This is a genomic window from Spirosoma foliorum (assembly GCF_014117325.1).
GTDB classification, from domain to species: Bacteria; Bacteroidota; Bacteroidia; order Cytophagales; family Spirosomataceae; genus Spirosoma; species Spirosoma foliorum.
In genome coordinates this window covers 6,078,151-6,100,426 of the sequence record NZ_CP059732.1, presented here as the reverse complement: position 1 = coordinate 6,100,426, position 22,276 = coordinate 6,078,151, and the positions used below count along the sequence as shown (strand labels likewise).

At 47.6% G+C, this 22,276-nt stretch carries 15 protein-coding genes; 9 read left to right on the top strand and 6 right to left on the bottom strand.

Annotated elements, in window-relative coordinates:
* Positions 1-35 precede the first annotated feature (35 nt).
* The gene (sov, locus tag H3H32_RS25720) at positions 36-7,640 is read right to left on the bottom strand and encodes a T9SS outer membrane translocon Sov/SprA (RefSeq protein WP_182458619.1); all 7,605 of its coding nucleotides are present in this window, start codon (positions 7,638-7,640) and stop codon (positions 36-38) included.
* 340 nt (positions 7,641-7,980) lie between these two features.
* On the opposite strand from sov, the gene H3H32_RS25715 reads away from it, so the two are divergent.
* The 3 genes from H3H32_RS25715 to H3H32_RS25705 all read left to right on the top strand — a co-directional run bounded on the left by H3H32_RS25715 (position 7,981) and on the right by H3H32_RS25705 (position 11,014).
* On the top strand, positions 7,981-8,781 hold the full coding sequence (locus tag H3H32_RS25715) for a Rossmann-like and DUF2520 domain-containing protein (protein ID WP_182458618.1): 801 nt from the start codon (positions 7,981-7,983) through the stop codon (positions 8,779-8,781).
* A gap of 60 nt (positions 8,782-8,841) precedes the next feature.
* Positions 8,842-9,867, top strand: a complete 1,026-nt coding sequence (locus H3H32_RS25710; protein ID WP_182458617.1) for a WD40/YVTN/BNR-like repeat-containing protein — start codon at positions 8,842-8,844, stop codon at positions 9,865-9,867.
* A gap of 85 nt (positions 9,868-9,952) precedes the next feature.
* Positions 9,953-11,014 carry a M48 family metalloprotease gene (locus tag H3H32_RS25705; RefSeq protein ID WP_182458616.1) on the top strand — a complete coding sequence of 354 codons (1,062 nt, stop codon included), beginning with the start codon at positions 9,953-9,955 and terminating at the stop codon, positions 11,012-11,014.
* Between the two features lie 55 nt (positions 11,015-11,069).
* On the opposite strand, the gene H3H32_RS25700 is transcribed toward H3H32_RS25705, so the two are convergent.
* Both H3H32_RS25700 and rocD read right to left on the bottom strand, forming a co-directional pair.
* Complete coding sequence (locus H3H32_RS25700; protein WP_182458615.1) at positions 11,070-11,642, bottom strand: hypothetical protein; 573 nt, start codon at positions 11,640-11,642, stop codon at positions 11,070-11,072.
* A 73-nt stretch (positions 11,643-11,715) separates the two neighbouring features.
* The gene (gene rocD, locus H3H32_RS25695) at positions 11,716-12,969 is read right to left on the bottom strand and encodes an ornithine--oxo-acid transaminase (RefSeq protein ID WP_182458614.1); all 1,254 of its coding nucleotides are present in this window, start codon (positions 12,967-12,969) and stop codon (positions 11,716-11,718) included.
* An 88-nt stretch (positions 12,970-13,057) separates the two neighbouring features.
* Between rocD and H3H32_RS25690 the strand changes: the two genes are divergently transcribed.
* From H3H32_RS25690 to H3H32_RS25680, 3 genes are all read left to right on the top strand, one after another.
* Positions 13,058-13,228: a C1orf53 family protein gene (locus H3H32_RS25690; RefSeq protein WP_182458613.1), complete on the top strand. Its 171-nt coding sequence runs from the start codon at positions 13,058-13,060 to the stop codon at positions 13,226-13,228.
* Between the two features lie 60 nt (positions 13,229-13,288).
* Positions 13,289-13,528, top strand: coding sequence for a 50S ribosomal protein L28 (gene rpmB, locus H3H32_RS25685; protein WP_111344536.1), 240 nt, complete (start codon positions 13,289-13,291; stop codon positions 13,526-13,528).
* Positions 13,529-13,675: 147 nt separating this feature from the next.
* Positions 13,676-14,398 carry an RluA family pseudouridine synthase gene (locus tag H3H32_RS25680; protein WP_182458612.1) on the top strand — a complete coding sequence of 241 codons (723 nt, stop codon included), beginning with the start codon at positions 13,676-13,678 and terminating at the stop codon, positions 14,396-14,398.
* An 88-nt stretch (positions 14,399-14,486) separates the two neighbouring features.
* On the opposite strand, the gene H3H32_RS25675 is transcribed toward H3H32_RS25680, so the two are convergent.
* The 3 genes from H3H32_RS25675 to H3H32_RS25665 all read right to left on the bottom strand — a co-directional run bounded on the left by H3H32_RS25675 (position 14,487) and on the right by H3H32_RS25665 (position 20,141).
* Positions 14,487-17,669, bottom strand: a complete 3,183-nt coding sequence (locus H3H32_RS25675; RefSeq protein ID WP_182458611.1) for an efflux RND transporter permease subunit — start codon at positions 17,667-17,669, stop codon at positions 14,487-14,489.
* A 140-nt stretch (positions 17,670-17,809) separates the two neighbouring features.
* Positions 17,810-18,766, bottom strand: coding sequence for an efflux RND transporter periplasmic adaptor subunit (locus H3H32_RS25670; RefSeq protein ID WP_182458610.1), 957 nt, complete (start codon positions 18,764-18,766; stop codon positions 17,810-17,812).
* Between the two features lie 91 nt (positions 18,767-18,857).
* Positions 18,858-20,141 carry a TolC family protein gene (locus H3H32_RS25665; protein WP_182458609.1) on the bottom strand — a complete coding sequence of 428 codons (1,284 nt, stop codon included), beginning with the start codon at positions 20,139-20,141 and terminating at the stop codon, positions 18,858-18,860.
* Between the two features lie 258 nt (positions 20,142-20,399).
* On the opposite strand from H3H32_RS25665, the gene H3H32_RS25660 reads away from it, so the two are divergent.
* The 3 genes from H3H32_RS25660 (at position 20,400) to H3H32_RS25650 (ending at position 22,267) form a co-directional block, all read left to right on the top strand.
* The gene (locus H3H32_RS25660) at positions 20,400-21,074 is read left to right on the top strand and encodes a peptidoglycan recognition protein family protein (protein ID WP_182458608.1); all 675 of its coding nucleotides are present in this window, start codon (positions 20,400-20,402) and stop codon (positions 21,072-21,074) included.
* 77 nt (positions 21,075-21,151) lie between these two features.
* A complete protein-coding gene (locus tag H3H32_RS25655; protein ID WP_182458607.1) occupies positions 21,152-21,640 on the top strand; it encodes a TlpA family protein disulfide reductase in 489 nt (162 codons plus the stop codon).
* A gap of 6 nt (positions 21,641-21,646) precedes the next feature.
* Positions 21,647-22,267 (top strand): thioredoxin family protein, encoded by a 621-nt coding sequence (locus H3H32_RS25650; RefSeq protein ID WP_182458606.1) that lies wholly within the window; start codon positions 21,647-21,649, stop codon positions 22,265-22,267.
* Positions 22,268-22,276 lie beyond the last annotated feature (9 nt).

The window sequence follows — 22,276 nt, the reverse complement described above, 5'->3', positions numbered from 1 at the left end:
CTTGAGTTCTGTAAACCCTCGTTCTGACGAGCCTTCTACTCTGCCAGATTAAATTTCACCTGTACACCACCAGCGGTAGTCGCTCGCTTGAACGAGTTCGAAACGAGTGGGTCGTTGAACGTGCGGTCGAAGTAGAGGTTGAAATTCAGACGCTTGCTAACAATATAGCTAATCTGCGGACGCAACTGGAAGTTGACATTACCAGCGGTCACAATCTGCTCAGCATCTAATTTTCGCTGAATAGTTCGGGTATCCCGGAATGTCAACGCACAGGAGAACGTTAGGTCGTTTTTGAGTTTCTTATACGCTCCATTGATCCGGAATGGAATCCGGAAGTTCTGTCGCGTAAAGCCCATAGAGGCCGTTATGTCCTTATTGCTTAGCTCAGCAACCTGGGCATTCGACAAACTTAGCGCCACATCCCGACTCTGATTGAAGGCCAATTGTCCACTAATACGATTCTTCGTCTGGAACTGGACACCAATTAAAGGCGCAAATTTCTCCGACATCGTAATGGTACTCATCGCCACAATAGGCACAAATTGCCCTAACTGATTCGTCACCTGATCTACCCTTGGACCAAAGTCCTGTACCGCCAGGTTTACGTAAGCGGCTGTATAATCCAGATTCGAAATGAAGTTACCGACGCTGTAAGTCGATGAATAACTATGATTTAACGTAAATGAGGAGAATTTCTTTCGAATAAATCCTAGCCCCGACATACCGTTATAAGCGATCTGCCAGTTCGGTAATGGGAAATTATAGAACGGCGAGAACTTCGCTTTCTCTTTTTTCTGCCCACTATACGCGGCAAAGAATGAAGGAATCAGTACGTCTTGCGAATTGACATCATAGGTTCCCGCCCGATTTGCCTCGCCTGCTTTTTTATTCAATACGCCAGCAAAATAGGATCGATATTGCTCAAGACTATCAAATAAAACCGAACTATTGTCGGAGCGCAACCCTTTAAACGCCGTTCGGAACGACCAGAAAGACATGCTAAACTGGCCACTTCGCACGGGCGTCTGGGTTTCAAATGGGCCACCCTGCGAGCCGGGTCGATAGTATTCCTGATAAGCGTCGGTTCGATCGAGTCGCCAGTTGATCTGCATTCGGAAGTCTTTAAATGGCTCCAGCGTTGTACTAGCCGTAAACTTCTTGGTAATATTTTGCTGGAAGGCTGTATTCTGAACCGTACTGGGCGATAACCAGCCTTTCTGGGCAGCTTTATAGGCAATGCTATGGTCCTGGCTTCCCAACACGAAGCCCAAACCTGGTGCGTTTTCGGCACTTAGGCCAAAAAATTTCGGAGTTGGCAGGAAGCCGGGCAAAATCGTAGATTCCTGCAAGTTGTAGGAAAAGTTAATCCCGCGCACGGTCAATAAGGCGCGTGTAAAGTTTTTCAGGATTTTACTTTCTCCGCGCACAATATCTTCAATATCACCAGGGTTACGGGCAAAGTTTTTCCGTATTGGCGCGGGTGTATTGGCGAAGCGCAGGTAGCGAATTTTATTGTACAATCGAATTAAATCGACCCGGCCTGTAATACCCCGTTCGCGGTTGTTACGTAGGATGTTACCAAACGGTACCCCAAGCGAATCGACAATACCGAAGGAGTTGGCCTGGAACTGATAGCCTACTGCATAGCTGGCATCAGCGGCAATCCAGTCGAGTAGCGGAATCTTGTCTAGCGGCAGTCGATAGGTGGCCTTAATGTCCTGAACGAAGTTTTTCATCCGACCCAAATGCTTGATGCTGTTGATAATCGAGTCGCGTTTGGCTTGCGTATTGATATCACCTGCCGGTTCGTCGATAATTGCATTGGCCTGGGCGTGATAGGTCAAAATCAGGCTGCGCGTCAGATTCCAGGTCAGATCATAATAGCGATTGAACAGGAAATATTTCTCGAATTGCGGCAGAATCCCGTTCGTGGTCAGGTCAGATGATCGGAGTTGGGTTTTAATGAAACTCCGGTCCATATCGGTTCGAATCGAGACCAGCGACGGCAACAGCGTCAGGTTAAAATCTTTGAGCCAGCGCAGATACGGAGCCTCAAACGAAGCCACATTCCGGAACGGTTCAAACGGTTTGGGCTGTGCGCTATACGTATAGGAAATACCGCCCCGATTCTGCCGTTGTAGGTATTCCTGCGTCAGAATGTTCGTGCGCTTCATATCATTGAAGGCATAGGTAAACGCAAAGTTTTCGAAATCCCAGAAGTGAGATTTTGAATTTGGGGCGGTTTTTACCTTCCTCACATTCGAGAAATTGTAGCCTCGGCGTGTCGTATTATCCTGGACCAACTGACGATAACTGTCGCGCTCGGACTCCGGTTTGGTCGACAACGAGGTTTGGAGTGGCGTATCGGGGTCGAGCGGGTCGAAATGAGGGTCAACATTCCGATGGTCGTAATTGACGTAAAGCGGAATTTTCATGCCCCAACTGGCTGGCAAAAATTTATCGATTGCGAGTGCCGACGAGACGCCAAACTCAGTCGTTGTTTCGAGGGCTCGTTCGCCAATACGCGTCTGCACGCCACCGAACCCAAAGGTCGTAATTCGGCCTGATGCCGTAAGTGTACCCAGATCGGCGAGTTTCATGTTCAATGCACCAACGGCAGCCACCCCTGCATGTTGGTCATAACCGCTTGCCCGCAACTCATCGACCCAGATGGTAAAGGTCTTAGGCTGTTCTCCATCACCAAGCATTTTAGGGTTTCGCATCCCAATCATGATCGACTGCACTGAGCTCAAATCTGGGTTACCCACCACCGTAAGCAGGTAGTGTTTATCAGCCGATGGCTGTGTAAACGGCAGCGACGTTTTGCGGCCAAATTCCCGGTTCCGGTTCGCCTTGAGAGTAATCAGTTCGTTAAGCGCTATATCCAACGCATTGCCGTCGGGCCAGACTACCTCTGGCGCCTGATTACCAGCTGGCGTGGCGATCAGGCCAGGAATTTCAATTTCGTAATAGTTGTCTGTATAATCGGTACCAAGCCGAACAAAAGCAGACACTTTACCACTTTCCGTTTCATTGTTGTGCATGTGCACAAACATTTTGAGCCGCTCCCGGAACAACAGATTGTAATTCGTATTCTTAAATGCCCCCCGCGAATCACCATCTCGTAAACCCGTTACGCTCAACCGCATCGACTGCTCGTTTAGTTCAACGATGTTGGGTTGGGTATAGTCGCGGTCCCGAACATAGCCCGGCGGCACTGTATACTGATATTTGTCTCCTCCCGCCGTGGTGGTTTGGGTGCTGCTGTTTTCTTCAATGTTAACCGTCGATACCGTAAAGTTTGCATCGTAAGGTTCAGGCACTTCCTGCAAGCCATGCTGCGTCAGATCGCCCGTGTATTTACGATACTGGTTGGCCTCCATTTGCAACTCGGCAAACCGAAGCACAACAGGATCTGCAAAACCAGTTAGGTACATCCGCATAAACCGGATCGACTTATACCCGTTGATGTCGCCTACTTTTCGTAGAGGTTCCCGCACCGGAATCCGGAATTGATACCAGTTTACCGGCCCTCCTGGTGTACTGACGGTTACTTTATCGACAATATATTTCGTCTGACCAACTTCCAGTTTATCAGGCTGCAAGTCCATTTCGTACTCGTAATACGCTTCGTTATCGTTGATGGTATTGTCGATATTTAAATCTTCAATATCGGGCAAGGTTGTCGATGCAGGTGTCAGATACTGATTCGCGCTGGTATTTTCGGGCGAGTTATTCTCCATGCCCATGTATTTCTTATACCGGGCAATAATGTACTTCTGCTGATCGGCATCATCGCCCAGATAGAATTTAAAGTCATCGCCCGAAGGGTCCCCTTCAATCTCGTTATATGCATCGGCACTAATTTTCGGGCGGATGGCATTTAGGTAATTCTTGAAGAAATCCTTTTCAGCAGTAACGCCACTCGGAATGTTTGGCTGGCTACTTAAACCATCAAGACCAATATCCTGTTGCGCCCGTGAACCACTCTGGAAAGCATTCGTCACGAATTGCCGGGTTGGAGCCTTTCCCCAGGCTGTTGTTTCGGTACCAGGATTCCGCGTGCTTATGGCAGAATCGAGTGGGAAACCATTTTCGAATTCGTAACGACTATCCTTCACTACATCTTCCGAAACGTCGCCCAGGTTAAATACTAATTTCCCCCCACTTTTGCGAGTGCCTCCTTTTAAAACCTGATTGGCACCGGGTCCATACCGAATATCCCCGGCATCTCCTTTCACAAATGGGTCCATCAGCCAGAATGTGATGTTCTCCACGTTGGCATTGTCGAAATCAATGTCTGAGGCAATAGCCCGAGTTACCGCACCAAAGTTCTGAGTAGGGTTTGGCAGGAGCCCATTTGCATCCAGATTTGGGTTGTAGTTATACATGCCCCGTTCTGACGGGAAATACGCTACGTCCAGAATGTTTTCGGGCAACTGCACTGGCCTTGCCGACCGCCCTGGAAATAATTCCTGTGGTAAGAAAGGTCGTTCATACATGTGCTTGTTTGCATCCTCAACATCAATGTTCGACGATACACCCAGCAAACCCGTTGAACCAAAAATACTGGGATCGACCGTATAGACCGAAACCCGGGCACGGTTATAAGCAAACGGTAGCGGATCGGCAAACGACCCTTGTGGAAACTGTTGTGGTGTAGAGCCAAGCCGCCAGCGTGTGGGTTGACGCGTCAGGTCAAAAATTGTTCGAGCCGCTTCAAAATCATCCAGGTAACTTTCGTTTCTGGCCTTCTGGTTTGTACCTGGAAAGAGTTGCGCGACTTCACCATTGAACTGAACCGTCGACATTTCTTTGGTTTGTACGCCTGGCAAGGCGTCTAGTAACCGCGTAAGACCAGGCGCATCTTTGCGAATATTGGCGTTGATACCCAGAATCGTGTTATTGACAGGTTCGTTACCCAGCGCTACACGAGTCAGGAAACCGGCGGGGGTCTCTTTCATGTGCATGGCGGTTAAGCCAATGCTAACGTCCTTATTAACAACATAATCCAGGTGTGTACCAATAAGTGTTCGAATCTGGTTCTGGAACAGATCGGGTTGTTCGTAGCTAATCCGAATCTCACGGCCCGAATTGGTTACACTTTCGTTGATGATGCGCAGCTTACCAATCTGGGCCTCTAGTACGTAATCCGAGCCAGCTACCAGTGGCACACCACCCGCTGTTACCGTAACCGACTGTTCATTAACGCCGTATGGCAGTTGCACCTCGGCCCCGTTGCCCGATTGGAACGAGCCTTTCAGGTAAAATTTATCTTTGGCAGCAATCTGTTTTGCATCAGCCTGGGTTCCCCGGTATAGCTCACCAAAGACATATTTCGCCTTTAAATTGTCTTCGTCAGCATCGAATTGTTTCTCCAGATACGCCCCGAAAGGCTCCAGAACCGGGAATATGATTTTTCCATACCGGCTATCGATGGTGTAACTCTCAACGTAATCGAAATTACCATCGGGCTGGGCGTCTAGCTGCTGATTAAGCCGGTCCATGCCAAACAATTGCACCAGTGGGCGGTTCTGTGTCCGGCGTCCCTCCTGCAGGTTAGGGTTATCCATACCCGTCAGGTCATCTTTATAAATGACCCGTAGTTGGAAGCCCTGCCGGGTGATCTGCGATGAGTTCAGTCCGTAGATGTTCTTCATCATCAGGTTCCACATCGGTAACTGAAGGTTGTTGCGTATCGTGGACGATTTCAACAACTTCAGCACAATCACCTCGTCTCCTTTACGAGCCTGGTAATCTTCGGTCAATTCGCCCACTTTGTAGCGACGACCCTGATAGGTGTACTCGTAGGCAACGGCCAGAATTTCGTCGTTCCGCAGGGGAGTTACGAGCGAAATATAACCCAGATCGGCCTGAAGCCGGTACTCCCGATCGGTCAGGCGTTTGGCACCCCGAAGCAAGTCAAAATCACTCCCCTTCGTCAATTGAAAAGAGGTCGTCAACTGATCATTCGTCTGATCTACCTGCCGAAATCCACTTGTTGGATTCGCGGTTAGTTTGCTAAAAAGACCGTTAGAGGCATTGGCTGTAGGCGTCAGATTATTTTTTGTATTAGGCGACAAGTTCGGATTCGCCAGATTATAGGGGTTTCCTTCGCCCAAATCCTGAAAACCGGCAATATTCCGAAGCGATTCGGTGGTATTGGTTCGGTTCGTCACGTACACCTCAATCCGCGTTATGTTCACGCCCGACGTTACCTGTGGCATTGTTTTCAGCGAGGCTTCGTAGTTAGCCCGGAAAAATTGCGACAGGAAAAAGTGCTGGTTTTCGTCGTAACTATCTGCCCGGATCTCAAACGGTCGGTTCGATGTACCACCACGAAGTACAATTTCACTCTTGCGGGATCGCTGCTGAGAAGCCACCAAGGTAGCGTTCAACCGTCCGAAACGCAGCTGTGTTTTAATCCCAAATAGATTCTGTACACCCGGAATCAACTGGCTGTTGACCGCCCAACTAATATTACCGACTTCGAGTCCCTGCAAAATACTCTCGTTCTGAGGAGTGAATGCCGGTGCTCCGGGTGCGCTCATACCCGGTAGCGTAGGCGCTCCTGGTAACGTGGGGGCTTTCGGTAAGCCGGGTAACCCCTGGCCTGTACCAAAAGCAGGTAATCCGCCACCTGGCTTGTAGTTAAGTTTCAGCGCATTCTCAAAATTAAAACTGGCTTTGGTATCGAAGTTGGCGAGTACGCCTAGTTTCTCCCCAATTTTACCATTGAAGTTAATACTGATCTGCTCGTTGAAGAGAAAGTTCCCGCTACGACGCTGCCGAATCGGATAAGCCGGGTTGTCATTAAACTGATAGAGATACCCAAAATCGAGCGTTACAAATCCATTAGGCTTAAAATCGACCTGACTACCCCCAAAAAGTCGGTCAATAACGGGGGGTAATTCGAGTTTTGGAACCAAACCACGACCACTTAGTGCACTCTGCCCATCGCGTTTAGCCCCATATTCGCGCCAAACGCTTTGTTCTACACGCTGATTCTGAAGCTGATTATAGGTCGAATACGGAATTGTTTCGGCTGGTCGGTAGGGCAAGCCAAATTGTGAGGGAGGCAATATCGGGCTCGTAGCCGCGGGGGCACTTGTGCCCGCTGTAGGCGCACTCGTTTGGCCCTGCACTGAGTTGGGCGTAGGAGCGCCTGATAAGGAAACGCCTGTTCGAACGCGTTCGGTAACGCCAATACGCCCCTCGGGGTCCAGCCGGAAATCGGTCGAAACGCCTTTGGGATCGCGAAGAATAAAGGGCGACTTTGACGGTCGTTCCGAGAAACGCGTAGCTCGTCGGTCAGGCCAGTTTACGGTTGGTCGCCGATTTGCACTTCGTAACGCTCGAATACTATCGTTTCGATCTTGAATGGCCTGTTTAGCCGAGTCGGCTCGCATAATAGCTCGCCGACGTGCGTTGGCTCGTGCAGAATCGGCAGCAGCTTGTTGACGTCGTCCGGCAGCACCTTTCTTGGCGGGTGCTGGCTGGTTCTGGCCGAAGCTGATACCCAGCCCTAATAGCAGCCAACATCCCACTATGAGCCACCCGTTCGGAATGAACAAAAGTCTGCTAACGGGAATAATAACGTGACTGGCAACAGAACTGTGAACAAAGTAGTGGTTCACCATCGGGGGTACTTTCGGGTTCAGAATTAAGGAGCGAGGATACTTTCTTCTATCAAACGGCCAAAATTAGGCCATTCGTCTAATACAGCAATAGATTTTTTATAAGGCTCTTTTCTTTCATTTTAGTATAAGTAGGGGATAAAAATACACATTAAATCATCTTCATACGAATAAATAATAGTTCATTTCCTTATAGATAGGACGCCAAGCGACCTTACTGGAAGCCGTTCTACAATTACCGGGCCATATTTTCAGCGAATTAGATAATACGAGTCGCCACTAAATAAGAAGTCATACTTTATTTTATGGGTAACGATTCAAGTAAAATGTTTTATACTTGGCTATGGAAATTTCGTTTATCGGTGCCGGAAATCTCGCCTGGCACTTAGCGCCAGCGCTGGAGAATGCAGGGCACCACATTAATGAAGTGTACAGTCGTCAGCTTCAACACTCCCGCCAATTAGTCAGTAATTTGTACGATGCTCGTACGCATTCTGAATTAAATTTTGCCGACAGTCCTTCCCGACTGTTTGTTCTGGCAGTGTCCGATCAGGCACTTGAAGAGGTCTGTTCACGTCTGGTGCTTCCCGAAAATGCGATAGTTGTCCATACGTCTGGCGGGCAGTCGCTTCATTCATTAGCACATTGGCTGAGCATTTATAGCGATGTGCCCGTTCAAACAGGTGTTTTCTATGCGTTGCAAACTTTCACCAAGGGTCAGCCCTTTTTAGCCTTTGACGAAATTCCGCTGTGTATAGAAGCTTCTGATCCGACAACGGAAGAAATATTGGTTCAGCTAGGGCAGGAGATTAGTGATATCGTCTATTTAATAACCTCCGAAGAACGGCGAACCCTACATATTGGCGCTGTGCTAGCGTGTAATTTCACCAATCACCTGATAGCACTAGCCCATGACCTGACAACGCAGGAGGGGTTAGAATTCGATTTACTCCGGCCAATTATTGCCGAAACATTCCGAAAAGGATTGGCGGCCCGAAATCCAGCCGATGTGCAAACCGGCCCGGCCCGACGGAATGATCTGACAACGATTGACGCCCATTTAGCCTATCTTAGCAATCAGCCGCGTGTATCTGAGGTATATCAGGTCCTAACGGAAAGTATTCAGCGGTATTATAAAAAGTAATAAACCGTACCGCTGCATAAAGTCAAACTTCATCATCCTGATTAACAAAGAGCTAAATCTATGAATCGATTAGTCTGCCTGTTCATACTAACTATATTAACCTCCCGTAGCGGTTTTGCTCAGTGGCGACTTCAAAACGTCGGTACCGATGCCAGTTTCCGGGCGGTGAGCGTTGCCAGTCCTGATGTTGCCTGGATTGGCGGTACCAAAGGCACATTTGTGCGAACGGCCGATGGGGGGAAAACCTGGCAAACAGGCACTGTACCCGACGCTCAGGCTTGTGATTTCCGCGATGTGCATGCTGTGAACGCGCAAACCGCCTATCTGATGAGCGCCGGACCAGCCGAAAAAGGGCAAGCCAGGATTTATAAAACGAACGATGCTGGCCAAACCTGGACGCTACTCTATCAAACGCAACAACAAGGCGTATTTTTCGATGGAATCGATTTTTGGGATGACCAACATGGAATCGTATTCAGTGATCCTATTGACAATAAGTGGGTTATCCTGACTACCGACGATGGCGGAAAAACCTGGCAACCGATTCCTCCGGCTGCGTTACCTCTTATGGAACCGAACGAAGCCGCGTTTGCTGCCAGTGGTACTAGTCTGGTTGTGCATGGAAAGCGAAACGTTTGGATTGCGTCTGGAGGTGGACGATATGGTCGTGTATTCCGTTCCAGCGATCGTGGGAAGACCTGGAATGTAACGAACACACCCTTACCAGCGGGAGAAGCAACCGGCCTGTTTGGTATGCATTTTTTCAGCGATAAAAATGGGATGGTTGTCGGTGGTAATTACAAACAGGAACAACAGGCTGGACCGAATGCGGCTATTACGCGAGATGGTGGGCAAAGCTGGCAGCTTGTGACCCAAACCAATCCTCCCGGCCTGAAAGAAGCTGTTGCCCTGCTTCCTGGTGATCGCCTGCTTACCGTCGGTCCATCGGGTACAAGCTTATCAGCCGATCAGGGACAAACCTGGCAGCAACTCGATACGGAGGGCTTTCACTCAATGGGTTGTGTCAAAGGCACCTGTTATGCTGTTGGGGCCAAAGGAAGGGTAGCGGTGCAGCAGTTTAAATAAAGCGGAAAAACTTTACGATAGACCAAAATAGCAACTTAATTCTGTTCGTTATTCAGCCGTGTTGAACGATTAACCCGATTCGGTTATGCCTGTGAGAGCGGCTTTATCCTCATGTATTCTTTCTTTATCTGCAGCCATTGTTAGCCCACTATTGGCCCAGATCCCCAGTAGTCCCGGCACGTTTATTTGTAGTTACACAGGTGGTAATGTTGCCCCTGATGTTATTTGTGCACAAACAACCGCATCCAATGGTCATGCGGAAAAGGTTGTCGATCGGATTCTAAAGCCGATCGGCCTGCAGCGCAATTTTAAGGTTATTGAGTGTTCCAACACAGATAACTGTTTTGCAACTGTTCTGAAAGGTCAGCGTTTTATTGTTTATGATGGTGCGTTCATGACGCAAATTGAAGAAGATACTGAAACCGACTGGTCGGCTATCAGTATCATGGCGCACGAGATTGGGCATCATCTGCAGGGACACACCATTGACGGACGTGGTGGGCAACCGATCAAAGAGATTGAAGCCGATAAGTTTTCGGGCTTTGTATTGCACCAGTTAGGGGCATCACTGGAAGAAGCGACTGTTGCAGTAAAAGCACTTGGTAATGAGCATGCCACATCGACTCACCCAGCTAAACCTGCTCGTATCGAGGCCATTCGAAAGGGTTGGTTAGAAGCCGAAGCTATGTATCCCAAAAGTCGGACGGCGGTAAAAACGCCAACGGCTATGGCGCCGAAACCCATGGCAACCAATACTAACCTGGCCACTACATCTGCCCGCCCCGTTGTTGCCCCCAAAGCACCCGCTCAACGCTCCAGCGTTCGAGCAACTATAGGTTGTGTTTCAGGTGATTGCCAGGATGGAACGGGTGTATTTGTTTACCCAACGCTTGAACGCTATGCCGGCGAATTTGAAGAAGGTGATAAACACGGCGAAGGCACTGAGTATTACCCTGATGGTAAAGTAAAATATAAGGGCAATTTCCGGGATAACCTCCGCTCCGACTACGGCGTATATTATTATCGTAATGGGGATAGATATGCGGGCTGGTTCAAGAACAATGTTCCCAACGGAAAAGGAACGTACTATTTCGCAGATGGCGATAAAATAGCGGCCACGTTCAGGAATGGGCAGCCAGTGCAGTAATCATAACGGGCTGAATGGGAAAACCATTCAGCCCGTTTGTTTTTTTGACAAGAGTTTATCTCCATCGATCCTGAATAAGCGTAACGAGTTGGTCGAATCGTTGATTCATTTCTAATCGTAGGTTATCAACCTTGCCATCAACACTAGTAATCTCTCGGCGAAGAGAATTTTCAACCTTAGATATTTCTTGGCGTAGGCTACCTTCAACACCATCTATTTTAGTATTCACGCCACTAATCTCTTGACGAAGGTTAGACTCAATGCTATCAATTTTTGCGTTAACGCCAGCAATCTCTTGACGAAGATTAGATTCAACGTTATCGATTTTAGTGGTCACCTCATCTACTTTAGCGTTAACGCCAGTAATCTCCTGACGGAGGCTAGATTCGACGCTATCGATTTTAGTGTGCACGCCACTGATGTCTTTACGAACGCTGGCGAACCCTTCTTGGGTATCAACAGTTAACTCAGCCAAGCCATTAGCAATTACGTCGACTTTTTTCTCCAGACCAGGTATTTTAGATACCTCGTTAATAATCTTGCCGTTGCCTTCAATTAAGCGGTCAACCTTCTGAAGTACATCGGCTACTACTGGCTCTAATTGGTTAAGGCGTCTATCTGGTGTCATGAAGACAAATGTAATTATATTTTTCTTAAAGTATACAAATGTCTCGTGCGTTTCAAATCAATCGTTGACTATTCTAAAACTCCAGGATTGTTTTCTCAATAATATCGCAGGCCTCGTGCATTTGTTCCTCTGTAATGACAAGCGGAGGAGCAAAGCGGATTTTATCACCGTGGGTTGGTTTGGTTAGCAAACCGTTGTCTTTTAGTTTTAGGCAGATTTCCCAGGCGGTTTCTTCCCCTAAATCAGAGCGTTCTGTTATGACAATAGCGTTAAGCAATCCTCTACCTCGTACCGATTTTACGAGTTCTGTTTTCTGACTCAAAGCGGTCATTCGGGCTCGGAAAATCTCACCCATTGCCGCTGCGTTCTCGGTTAGCTTCTCATCGTCAACCACTTGAAGCGCTTCCATCGTAACAACGCAGGCGAGCGGGTTGCCACCGTAGGTTGACCCGTGTTCACCGGGTTTAATGGTCAGCATTACTTCGTCGGAAGTGAGAACGGCCGAGACTGGCATGGTGCCCCCCGAAAGGGCTTTTCCTAGTATAAGCAGATCAGGCTTAACGCCTTCATGATCACAGGCTACGCGCTTGCCTGTGCGTCCAATGCCCGTTTGTACCTCATCGGCAATGAACAGTACATTGTATTTAGTACATAAGTCTCGAACACCGCTTAGATAGCCTTCGTGGGGCACTACTACACCCGCTTCGCCCTGAATCGGCTCAACCATAAACCCGGCAATGTTCGGATCGCTTTTGAACGTATCTTCCAAGGCGCCGAGGTCGTCGTAAGGAATGACAATATAGCCGGGTAATAGCGGCCCAAAATCGTTCGTGCTACTGGGGTCTGTTGAGGATGAAATAGCGGCCAATGTTCGACCCCAGAAATTTCCGGCAGCAAATACTACTTTAGCCTGATTCTGCGGGATGCCTTTAACTTTATAAGCCCACTTTCGTGTCAGCTTGAGTGCGGTTTCGCCCCCTTCGGCCCCTGAATTCATGATTAGGGCCTTATCGAAGCCGAAGTATTCGCAAAGGAATTTCTCGCAAAGGCCCGTTTTGTCGTTATAAAATGCGCGTGAGGTCAACGTTAGCCGTTGGGCCTGCTGAATCATCGCGTTAATAATTCGCGGATGGCAATGGCCCTGACTTACAGCACTGTAAGCCGATAGAAAATCAAAATACCGTTTATTATCTACGTCCCAAACGAAGACACCTTCGCCCCGGGTTAGTACCGCCGGAATGGGATGATAATTGTGAGCACCGTAATGCCATTCCAATTCCATTGCCTTATCGGCAGCAGAGAGGGATTTTGTTGGTTCGATTATCATAGTAAAAAGCGGTTTAAATCTGCAACCAATCAGCCAGGCCGACCGTTTGTTTCCAAAAATACAGTTTCTTAGACAGACGCCCAAAAGCATGCAATCGCAACCGTCAGGAAAAAAAATAGCCGGATTAGCGGATGATGATTACTACTACACACCTGAAGGCTATGTAGTTTTTACGGCCAACTATCACCTCAAACGGGGGTATTGTTGCCAGAATGGATGCCGTCATTGCCCCTATGGATTCAAAAAAAAGAAGGAATGACTTGCAGATTATGAATTATTTAGCGAATTTTGCGCCCTCATACGGAAAACGAGTACGGTAATGGCCAGAGTTTGTCAAATCACAGGAAAACGCACACGCACGGGAAACAACGTTTCTCACGCTAATAATAAAACAAAACGTAAATTCTTCCCGAACCTGCAAAAGAAGCGGTTCTTTGTTGAATCAACCGGCGAATGGATTACGTTGAAAGTGGCTACATCGGCCATTAAAACCATCAACAAAAACGGTCTGGAAGCTACGCTTCAGAAGGCTTACGAGCGCGGTACACTGTCGCTCTAGTCTTTCCTAAGATAGTTCATCGAGCCTCTTCCGGTAAGGAGGAGGCTTTTTGTGTTTAATTTATAGTTTGAGGTTTGAAGTTCGTGGTTTGAAGTTCCCTCCTATATCTATGAATCACTACGAACTTCAAACCTCAAACTATAAACTGTGAAACTAACTTTTGAAGACCTCATTGTTTTCGAGAATGAGGATTATATACTGATCAACAAGCCACCTCACGTAGCCTCGCTTGATGAGCGGACAGCTGACCGAGGGGGACAGAGTATTGTTCGGATGGCCAAAGCCTATCATCCTGATGCTCAGCTTGGTCACCGACTGGATAAAGAAACGTCAGGTATTTTAGCCATTGCCAAAAATCCGGAGGCTTACCGACATTTAGCCATGCAGTTTGAACACCGTGAAGTTGCCAAGCGGTATCATGCTGTCACGAATGGCGTGCATAATTTCGAAGGTATTTCAGTCTATTTGCCAATTTCACCAATTAAGGACGGAACAGCGGTTCGCATTGATCGCGAAAAAGGGAAAGTTGCTGAAACGATTTTCAATACGCTGGCAGCTTACCGGACAACGACGCTGGTGGAGTGCATGCCTATTACGGGGAGAATGCACCAGATTCGTGTCCATTTGATGTGTTTAAAAGCACCTATCGTCAATGATGCAACCTATGGCGGAAAACCCGTCTATCTGTCGGAAGTGAAGCGTAAATTCAACTTAAAAGAAGGTACGGAAGAACTCCCGCTGATTCAACGGGTTGCGCTTCATGCCTACTCATTGACGTTTACATTACTGGATGGTGAAGAACAAACATTTGTAGCTCCCTACCCTAAGGATTTCGGTGTATTGGTAAAGCAACTGGAGAAGTTTGCCTGAAGTTTAATGTAAAATGAATAATGGTTAATGTATAATGAAAAGCCTGGCCTGCATTATATATTAACCATTATTCATTTTACATTATTCACTAAATCTCCGTTCCTTCCTCAATTGGCTCGGGTATGTGGTGACCAGTCGAATCCAATGGGGTTGGGCGTGGGCGACGTCGATTGACGATGTAAAATAAGGGTGGAATAATCAGCGGAGCAAAAAATAGCGTTGTGGTCAAACCACCGATGATAACCGTAGCCAATGGGCGCTGAACGTCGGAACCAATACCGCTCGAGATAGCGGCTGGCACAAGGCCAATAATCGCAACGACCATAATGGCCATAATGGCCCGAAATTGCTCCTGAGCTGTTCCAATGGTAATCTCCAGCAACGATTTTGGATTATTGACCAGATTTCGGTTCAATGCTGATACCAGCAAGACACCCGCCATTACCGAAATCCCAAAGATCGATACGAAGCCTACCCCGGCCGATACGTTGAAGTTGTATCCTCGCAGTAGTAAAGCACCAATTCCTCCCGCCAGAGCGAATAACAAGCAGGTCAGCGTGAGCAGCGTATCCCGAACGTTGCCATAAAGCATAAACAGGAACAGGAATACGACCACAATAGTCAATGGAATTGAGACGGCTAATTGGCCGCCAGCCCGTTCAAGATTCTCGTACTGCCCTCCGTAGATAACACTATACCCTTCTGGGATTTTTATGTGCTGACGCACTTTCTCGCTGATTTCTTTCACGAAACCGCCCTGATCGCGCCCGCGAATATTTGTTCGGACCGTCACCATGCGCTTGCCATTGATACGATAGATGTTCGTCTGTCCCTGCACGTAGCGAATGTCGGCCAGCTCATTCATTGGAATCAGGGCTCCCGTTGCCGAAGGCACCTGTAATAAGCGAATGGCATCGATACTACCCCGGCTTTCGGGTGTGAAGCGAACAACAATGTCATAGCGTTTTGCTTCGTCATAAATAGAGCCAATAGCTTTACCACCAATGGCTGCTTCAATCATGTTCTCGATCTCAGCGACATTGATGCCGTAACGGGCAGCTGCTGGGCGATTGATTTTTATAGCTAACTGATCCTGAGGACCTTCCTGCTCAATATTAACGGAGACCGCGCCGTTCATCGCTCGCACGAGTGTTGCAATGCTATCGGCTTTGGAGCGCATCAGCGTTAGATCGTTACCCACTACAGAAATGGCTAAATCGGCGGCACTTCCCGTCACGATTTCCATTACCTGGTCAATAATGGGTTGACCCGACGAGAAGAAAGCGCCCGGAAACGCTTCCTGCAACTCAGCCTGCATCGATCGAACAATCTCTTTTTTCGAAATCGTATCTGACCAGGTGCTGTAATCTTTCAATCCGATCAGGATTTCGGTACGATCGGTTGGGAATGGATCGGTTCCATCGTCGTTACGACCCGTCTGGGTAATCACGAAACTGACCGGTTTGTATTCGCTAATGATGTCCCGAATTTTGGGCGAAATCTTCGCGTTTTCCTGAATCGTAATCCCCGATGGCATAAACGCCCGCATAAAAATAGAGCCTTCATCCAGCTCGGGCAGGAACTCGGTACCTAGTTTTATTCCGAAGCCAATCATAACCAGCACAACCGCCATCCCGACGCCCACCACCATGCCAGGCACCTTCATTAAAGTAGATTTGAGGAGCCATTGATAGCCGCTCTCCAATGGAGACAGTAGAAAGTTTTTATGTTCTTTCAGCGGCTTACCATCGGGAGCCAGCACTTTACGGAAGGCAAACGAAATCAATACCGGAATAACAGTTAAGGCGCAGATCAATGAGCCAATAACGGCAAAGGATAGCGTGAGCGCCATTGGACTAAATAACTTGCCTTCAACACGTTGCATTAACAGAATGGGCATGTAAGCCAGAATGATGATGGTAACGGAGAAGAAAATCTCGCGCGCCACTTCACCTGCCGAACGAGCCGTAACATTCACAATGCCCTGATTTCGATCGGCAGGGCCAGATGATCGATACCGCCTTATAAGGTGTTCGGCCATAACACTGGCTCCATCCACGATAATCCCGAAGTCAATAGCGCCTAGCGAGAGCAGGTTAGCCGGAATGCCGACGAGCTTCATCAGAATGAAGGCGAACAGCAGGGAAAACGGAATTGTAACCGTAACGACCAAAGCCGCCCGCAAACTGCCCAGAAACAGCACGAGTAAGATGGCCACAATAGAAATGCCTTCAATAAGCGTATGGGCAACCGTTTCGAGCGAGTGATCAATCAGAAAGCCCCTGTCGTAAAGTATCCGTAAATGCACGCCTTTGGGTAACTCACGCGCTTCAAGATCCGCAATTTTCTCTTTCAGCAATTCGAGCACTTCGCTGGGGTTTTCGCCCCGACGCAACAGGACGATTCCTTCCGTTGCGCCAATCACATCCAGATTTTCATCGGGGATTCGATAGCCCAAAATACCCGATGGCGATGGTGGGTTGATTTCAACACTGGCAACATCACGCAGCAATACAGGCACGCCTTCGTTCGCTTTCAGAACGATATGCTGCACATCGTCGGGCGTTTTAAGTGCTCCTAACCCTCGAACAGCAAAACCTTGGCCGCCCCGCGCAATGACGTTACCTCCCGTATTCTGGTTGTTCTTCTGAACAGCCTCAATTACATCCTGCAACGTGAGATCGTATTTACGAAGCTTAGCCGGATCGGGGATTACTTGAAATTGCTTGATTGGCCCACCAAAGGTTGTCACATCGGCCAGGCCGGGTACCTGCAACAATTGAGGAATAATAACCCAGTCCTGCAAATCGCGCAGTTGCATGGGTGTCATGCTCGCAGGAGCTTCAATTACATAGCGGTAAATCTCGCCCACAGCCGTAGTAAGCGGGGCTAGTTCGGGTGAAACGCCGTCGGGTAGTTGTGCCCCTGTAAGCCGCTCGATTACCTGCTGACGGGCGAAGTAATCGGTAACGGTCTCATCGAAGTTCAGTTGCACAACCGACAGACCGAAAATGGTCCTCGAACGTCGGTCTGTTACGTGGGGAACGCTATTGAGTACTCGCTCAAGGGGTATTGTAACCTGCTGTTCAACTTCTTCGGCAGCCCGTCCATCATATTTAGCAATGACAATAACGTTGGTATCGGCAATGTCTGGATAAGCTTCAATCTTCAACAGTTTGAAGCACCAAAGCCCTAAGCCCATCACCGCCACTGCCAATCCGACGATGATCCAGCGATTTTTGAGCGAAAATGTTATTAGTTTCTGAATCATAATTTTAAAGGAGGAAGGGGAAGAAAGGGAGTAAAGGGAAGAGAGGAAGAAGGAAGATGAGAAGGATTAGCAGTGCCAACTTTCCCCCTTTTTTCCCTATCATCCCTTTCCTCCCTCTCATCCCCTTTCTCCCTCCCTTATTAATACCCAAAACTTAACCCCTTTAATTGCAGCACATTAGCTGTTACAACCCGGTCGTTTACCTTCAAACCACTTTGTACAACGACCTGGTCTTCCCGTTGTTGACCAAGTTGAACTGCCCGACGTTCAATGGTTTGGGGGGCAGTTTGCACAAATACATAATCGCGGCCTTGTACCGTTACGACAGCATCGCGTGAGGTTGTCATGAAATTCCCTTCTGTAACACCAAACGCCACGGTCGCAAACATTCCCGCTTTGAGTCGTCCATCGGGGTTAGCTACCGAAATACGGAGTTTAATCTGGCGCGTGGTATTATCCACATAATCATTCACGTTGTCGATCCGGCCAGAAAACTGTTCGTTCGGGAAGGCGGTAAAATTGAGGGTACAGCTTAACCCTTGCCGAATACTACCAAACTGATTTTCAGGGATTTCGCAAACAACCAGAATTGTATTCGGAAGAGCCGTTCGCAAAGCCTTTGGATCAAATCCGGCCAGTTTAAGCGTGGCTTCATCTGAGATAATAGCCGCTTCCTCGTTGGCCAGCTGAGTCTGTGCTTCAATGACTTCCTTACCCGATGCAGCCCCATGCGCCTGCAAATCTTTCACACGCTCCAGATTCCCTTTCTGAGTTTGGATATTGATTCGGTGCTGCAAAATGGCCGTGTAGTTATCCGATAAACCAGGATCATCGAACAGAACCAGTCGTTCAGATGGTGTTTCTACTGAACGAAGAACCATAGCCGCTACGTGGCCCGGAGCCGAAAAATCAGTACGAACAGCCCCAACCCGAGCGAGTTGCGTTGTAAATGGTCGCATCATTACCGAATCAGGAAAGGTAATCTGGCTACCATCGGTGCTTATGGTTGGACGTGGTATTGATTTGACCACCGTTTTTGGTTTTTCATGACAAGCCAGTGCCAGAAATACCAGCGGAAGTATCGCGTAAAATTTCATGTCTTCTTTTGTAATGAATACTGGACAATCGATAATGTCATAAATCAGGCAAGTCTTACTGCATCACCCATTATTCATTGTCCCTTATTCATTAATATGAGTTAATCTGCCCGGTTGCATATAACAACCGAACATAGTTTTGACGGTAGGTATAAAGAGTTTGGTAATAAGCAGTTTGGGTATCGAACCAGGAGCTTTCGGCCTGAAGCAGATCAATCAGCGTAGTGGCTCCCCGCAGATAGGCATAACGCACCGACGCTAATACGCGGTCGGCATCCTGCCGAATTGCGGCATAGCGATCGATATTCTGCCGGCTGGTCATAAACGAGCGGTAAGCTGTTTCCACTTCTGATCGAATCCGGGCCTGAACCAAGGCAGCCGCTTGCCCAGCCTGATCTTCAAGTACCTTCGATTTCTGGATTTCACCCTGATTACGGCTATAGAAGGGTAACTCGATGGTCAGAAATATACCGGCATAGGGAACCGCGTTTTGGGGGTTCCAGATAAATCCAGCCTCGTTTCGTGGTTTAGCCAATACCTGCTGCAAGTCGATGTTCCGGCGGGCCGATTCAATATTGGCTTCAGCTACCTTTACATCTGTTCGGCTAGTCGATGCTAGGTGAAGTAAACTATCTTCCGACGCATTCAACGTTATGTAAAAGCGGGATGGCAACGTGAAATTCGGCTGAATAATCGAATCATTCATAGCGACGGTAATACTATCGCTCGTTCCGATTACCAGACGCAATTCATTCAACCGATTACTCAAATCTTGTTGGGCCGTACGGGTTTGAATGTCATATTGGTCTGAAATCAGCTGGGTTCGGGTAAGATCAGTGCTGGTAATAACCAGATTCTTAAGCCGTACCTGATTCAATTTCACCAACGTGTCGACATTTGCCTTGGCGCGTTGCAGAAGTGCTAATTGAATACGGGCATACCAGGCATCGATAAACCGATTGGCGGCTTCAAAAAGTAAACCACGTTCGGTTTCGGCCACGCTCCGAACCGCCAGATTGGTATTAGCTTCGGCGAATCGATTACGATAGGTACGCTTGTTATAAATATCAAACTCTTTGGTTGCCTGTATCCAGAATTGCCGCCGTTGCCGATTCATTAATCCAATGGCTTCAGCTCCAGGCGTGGGGGTTAGCTGAAGCAGCGTCTGATTATTAATAACGGGATTTGGTCTCAAATTCGCAGTAGTCTGATCCGCCTGTGCTGCGTTGATATTTAACCGTTCAACTCGGAGAGCTGGGCTATTCGTACGAACTTGTTGAAGAGTCTGCCGTAAGGTTAATGGCGCCTGTGCCAACGCAGGCAAACGGAACAAACTAAAGAACAATAGAGAATATGAGGCAATTTTTAATGTCATCCGCTTGTAAAAACGCAACAAAGTAACAATTCTTCCGCTCCAATACCGAAAAAGCACAATTAAAAGATAGTTAAATATACTTAACGCAATCTGCAAAAATGTTCAAAATTGAGCGAACACCCCAACTATGTGAAAAGATAATTAGTGAATAATACTTACTGTTCTATTAGATAACACTGAGCAATTTCGACACAATTTTATCATTTATTTTATTGAAATTCTTCTACCTAATTAAATAAATACTTGTACTTACCACCTATGAAATGTCTTCTTTCTTCCCTATCGCTGGTTATTCTGCTACTGTCCAAATCGTATGCTCAACCAGCCTTCCGATTCGTTGATAAGCCTATTATTTTCGATGAAGAACGTAAGCAACTCTCCCTTGAATACCTGGCCAAACGACACGGTATTCAGCAACAGGAACCTTACATTAAACCCCTAATGATTGTATTGCATTGGACAGCCGTGCCAACGCTTGAGGCCACGTTCGATATTTTCAACCCGTCTGTCTTACCGGGTCGACCTGATCTTCAGAAGGCCAGCCGATTAAATACCTCGGTTCCATTTCTGGTTGATCGAGATGGTACCATTTTTCGGCTGCTACCCGATACGGCCTTTGCCCGGCATTGCATTGGGCTAAATTATTGTGCTATTGGGATCGAAAATATCGGTAACAACGACCTGACGAAAGCGCAGATGAAAGCCAATGTGCAACTAGTCCGCTACCTGAAACGGCAGTATAAAAGCATCGAATACTTGATTGGGCATTACGAGTACAAAGATTTTATTGGCACCCCAATCTGGAAAGAAACTGATCCTACGTACCTAACGGGCAAAATCGATCCGGGCAAATCGTTCATGCGGAAAGTCAGAAATCGAGTAAAAGATTTGCACTTAAAGGGCAGCCCAGGTGTGAGTAGTGAATCGATTTAGGGCAATAAAGGCAATAGAAGTCCGTGCTGTTTTCGTTTTCTAATTGTTAGCAGACTATCTGTAAATTAGTTGCGTGGATGAAATCGGTCTTGGGCATTTTCCTTATCACGCTATTACTGGCTAGTTCGGCTATCCGGGGCCAGTCTGTTCCTGTAATCAAATTTGAGCAGTTGAAGCAGCTGATTAGTCGTCCGAATGATACGCTTTACGTGGTGAATTTCTGGGCTACCTGGTGTGCACCTTGCGTGAAAGAGCTGCCTCAGTTTGAAGCCATTCGGCAAACCTATGCCAAGAAGCCAGTTCATGTTCTGCTAGTCAATATGGATAATGGGAAAACCCTGAACACGAAAGTTACCCCCTTCGTTAAAAATAGGAAAATTAAATCACGAGTAGTTTTACTTAATGAACCCGATCTGAACACCTGGATTGATAAACTAGCCCCTGAATGGTCTGGTGCTTTGCCAATGACACTGATTATCAATTCAAAACGAAACATTCGTCAGTTTATCGACAGGCCTGTAAAAGAAGGAGAACTTGAGTCAATGATTAACCAATATAAACTATAACCAACTATGAAAAAGGCTGCTTTGCTCGCCACGATCGCTCTCGTGATTACCGTGGTATTGATGAACGCGCGCAGTGCCTCAACCGGGTATAAAGTAGGCGATGTGGTACAGGATTTTAAACTGAAAAATGTTGATGGGAAAATGGTTTCGCTGGCTGATAAGCCGGATGTGAAAGGCTACATCATTGCCTTTACCTGCAATACGTGCCCAGTTGCGAAAGCATACGAAGGGCGGATTATGGCCTTGAACGAGCAATTTGCAGCAAAAGGGTATCCGGTTGTCGCTATTCAGGCCAACGACGCTGAGCGGTCGCCGGGAGATTCATACACTGCGATGCAACAGAGAGCTAAGGCCAAAAATTACGCATTCCCCTATTTATACGATGAAAGCCAGGCTGTAGCCCGTACATTTGGTGCCACAAACACACCGCATATGTTTGTTGTAAAACGGGATGGTGCCCAATTTAAGGTGGCCTACATTGGGGCTATTGACAACAATCACTATGATGTGGCAACCGCCGACAAAAAATACGTTGAAAGTGCTGTTAATGAATTACTGGAAGGTAAGGCCGTAACAACCCCTTCGGCAAGAGCGGTTGGTTGTGGGATTAAATGGAAAGACGCTTGATACAAACTT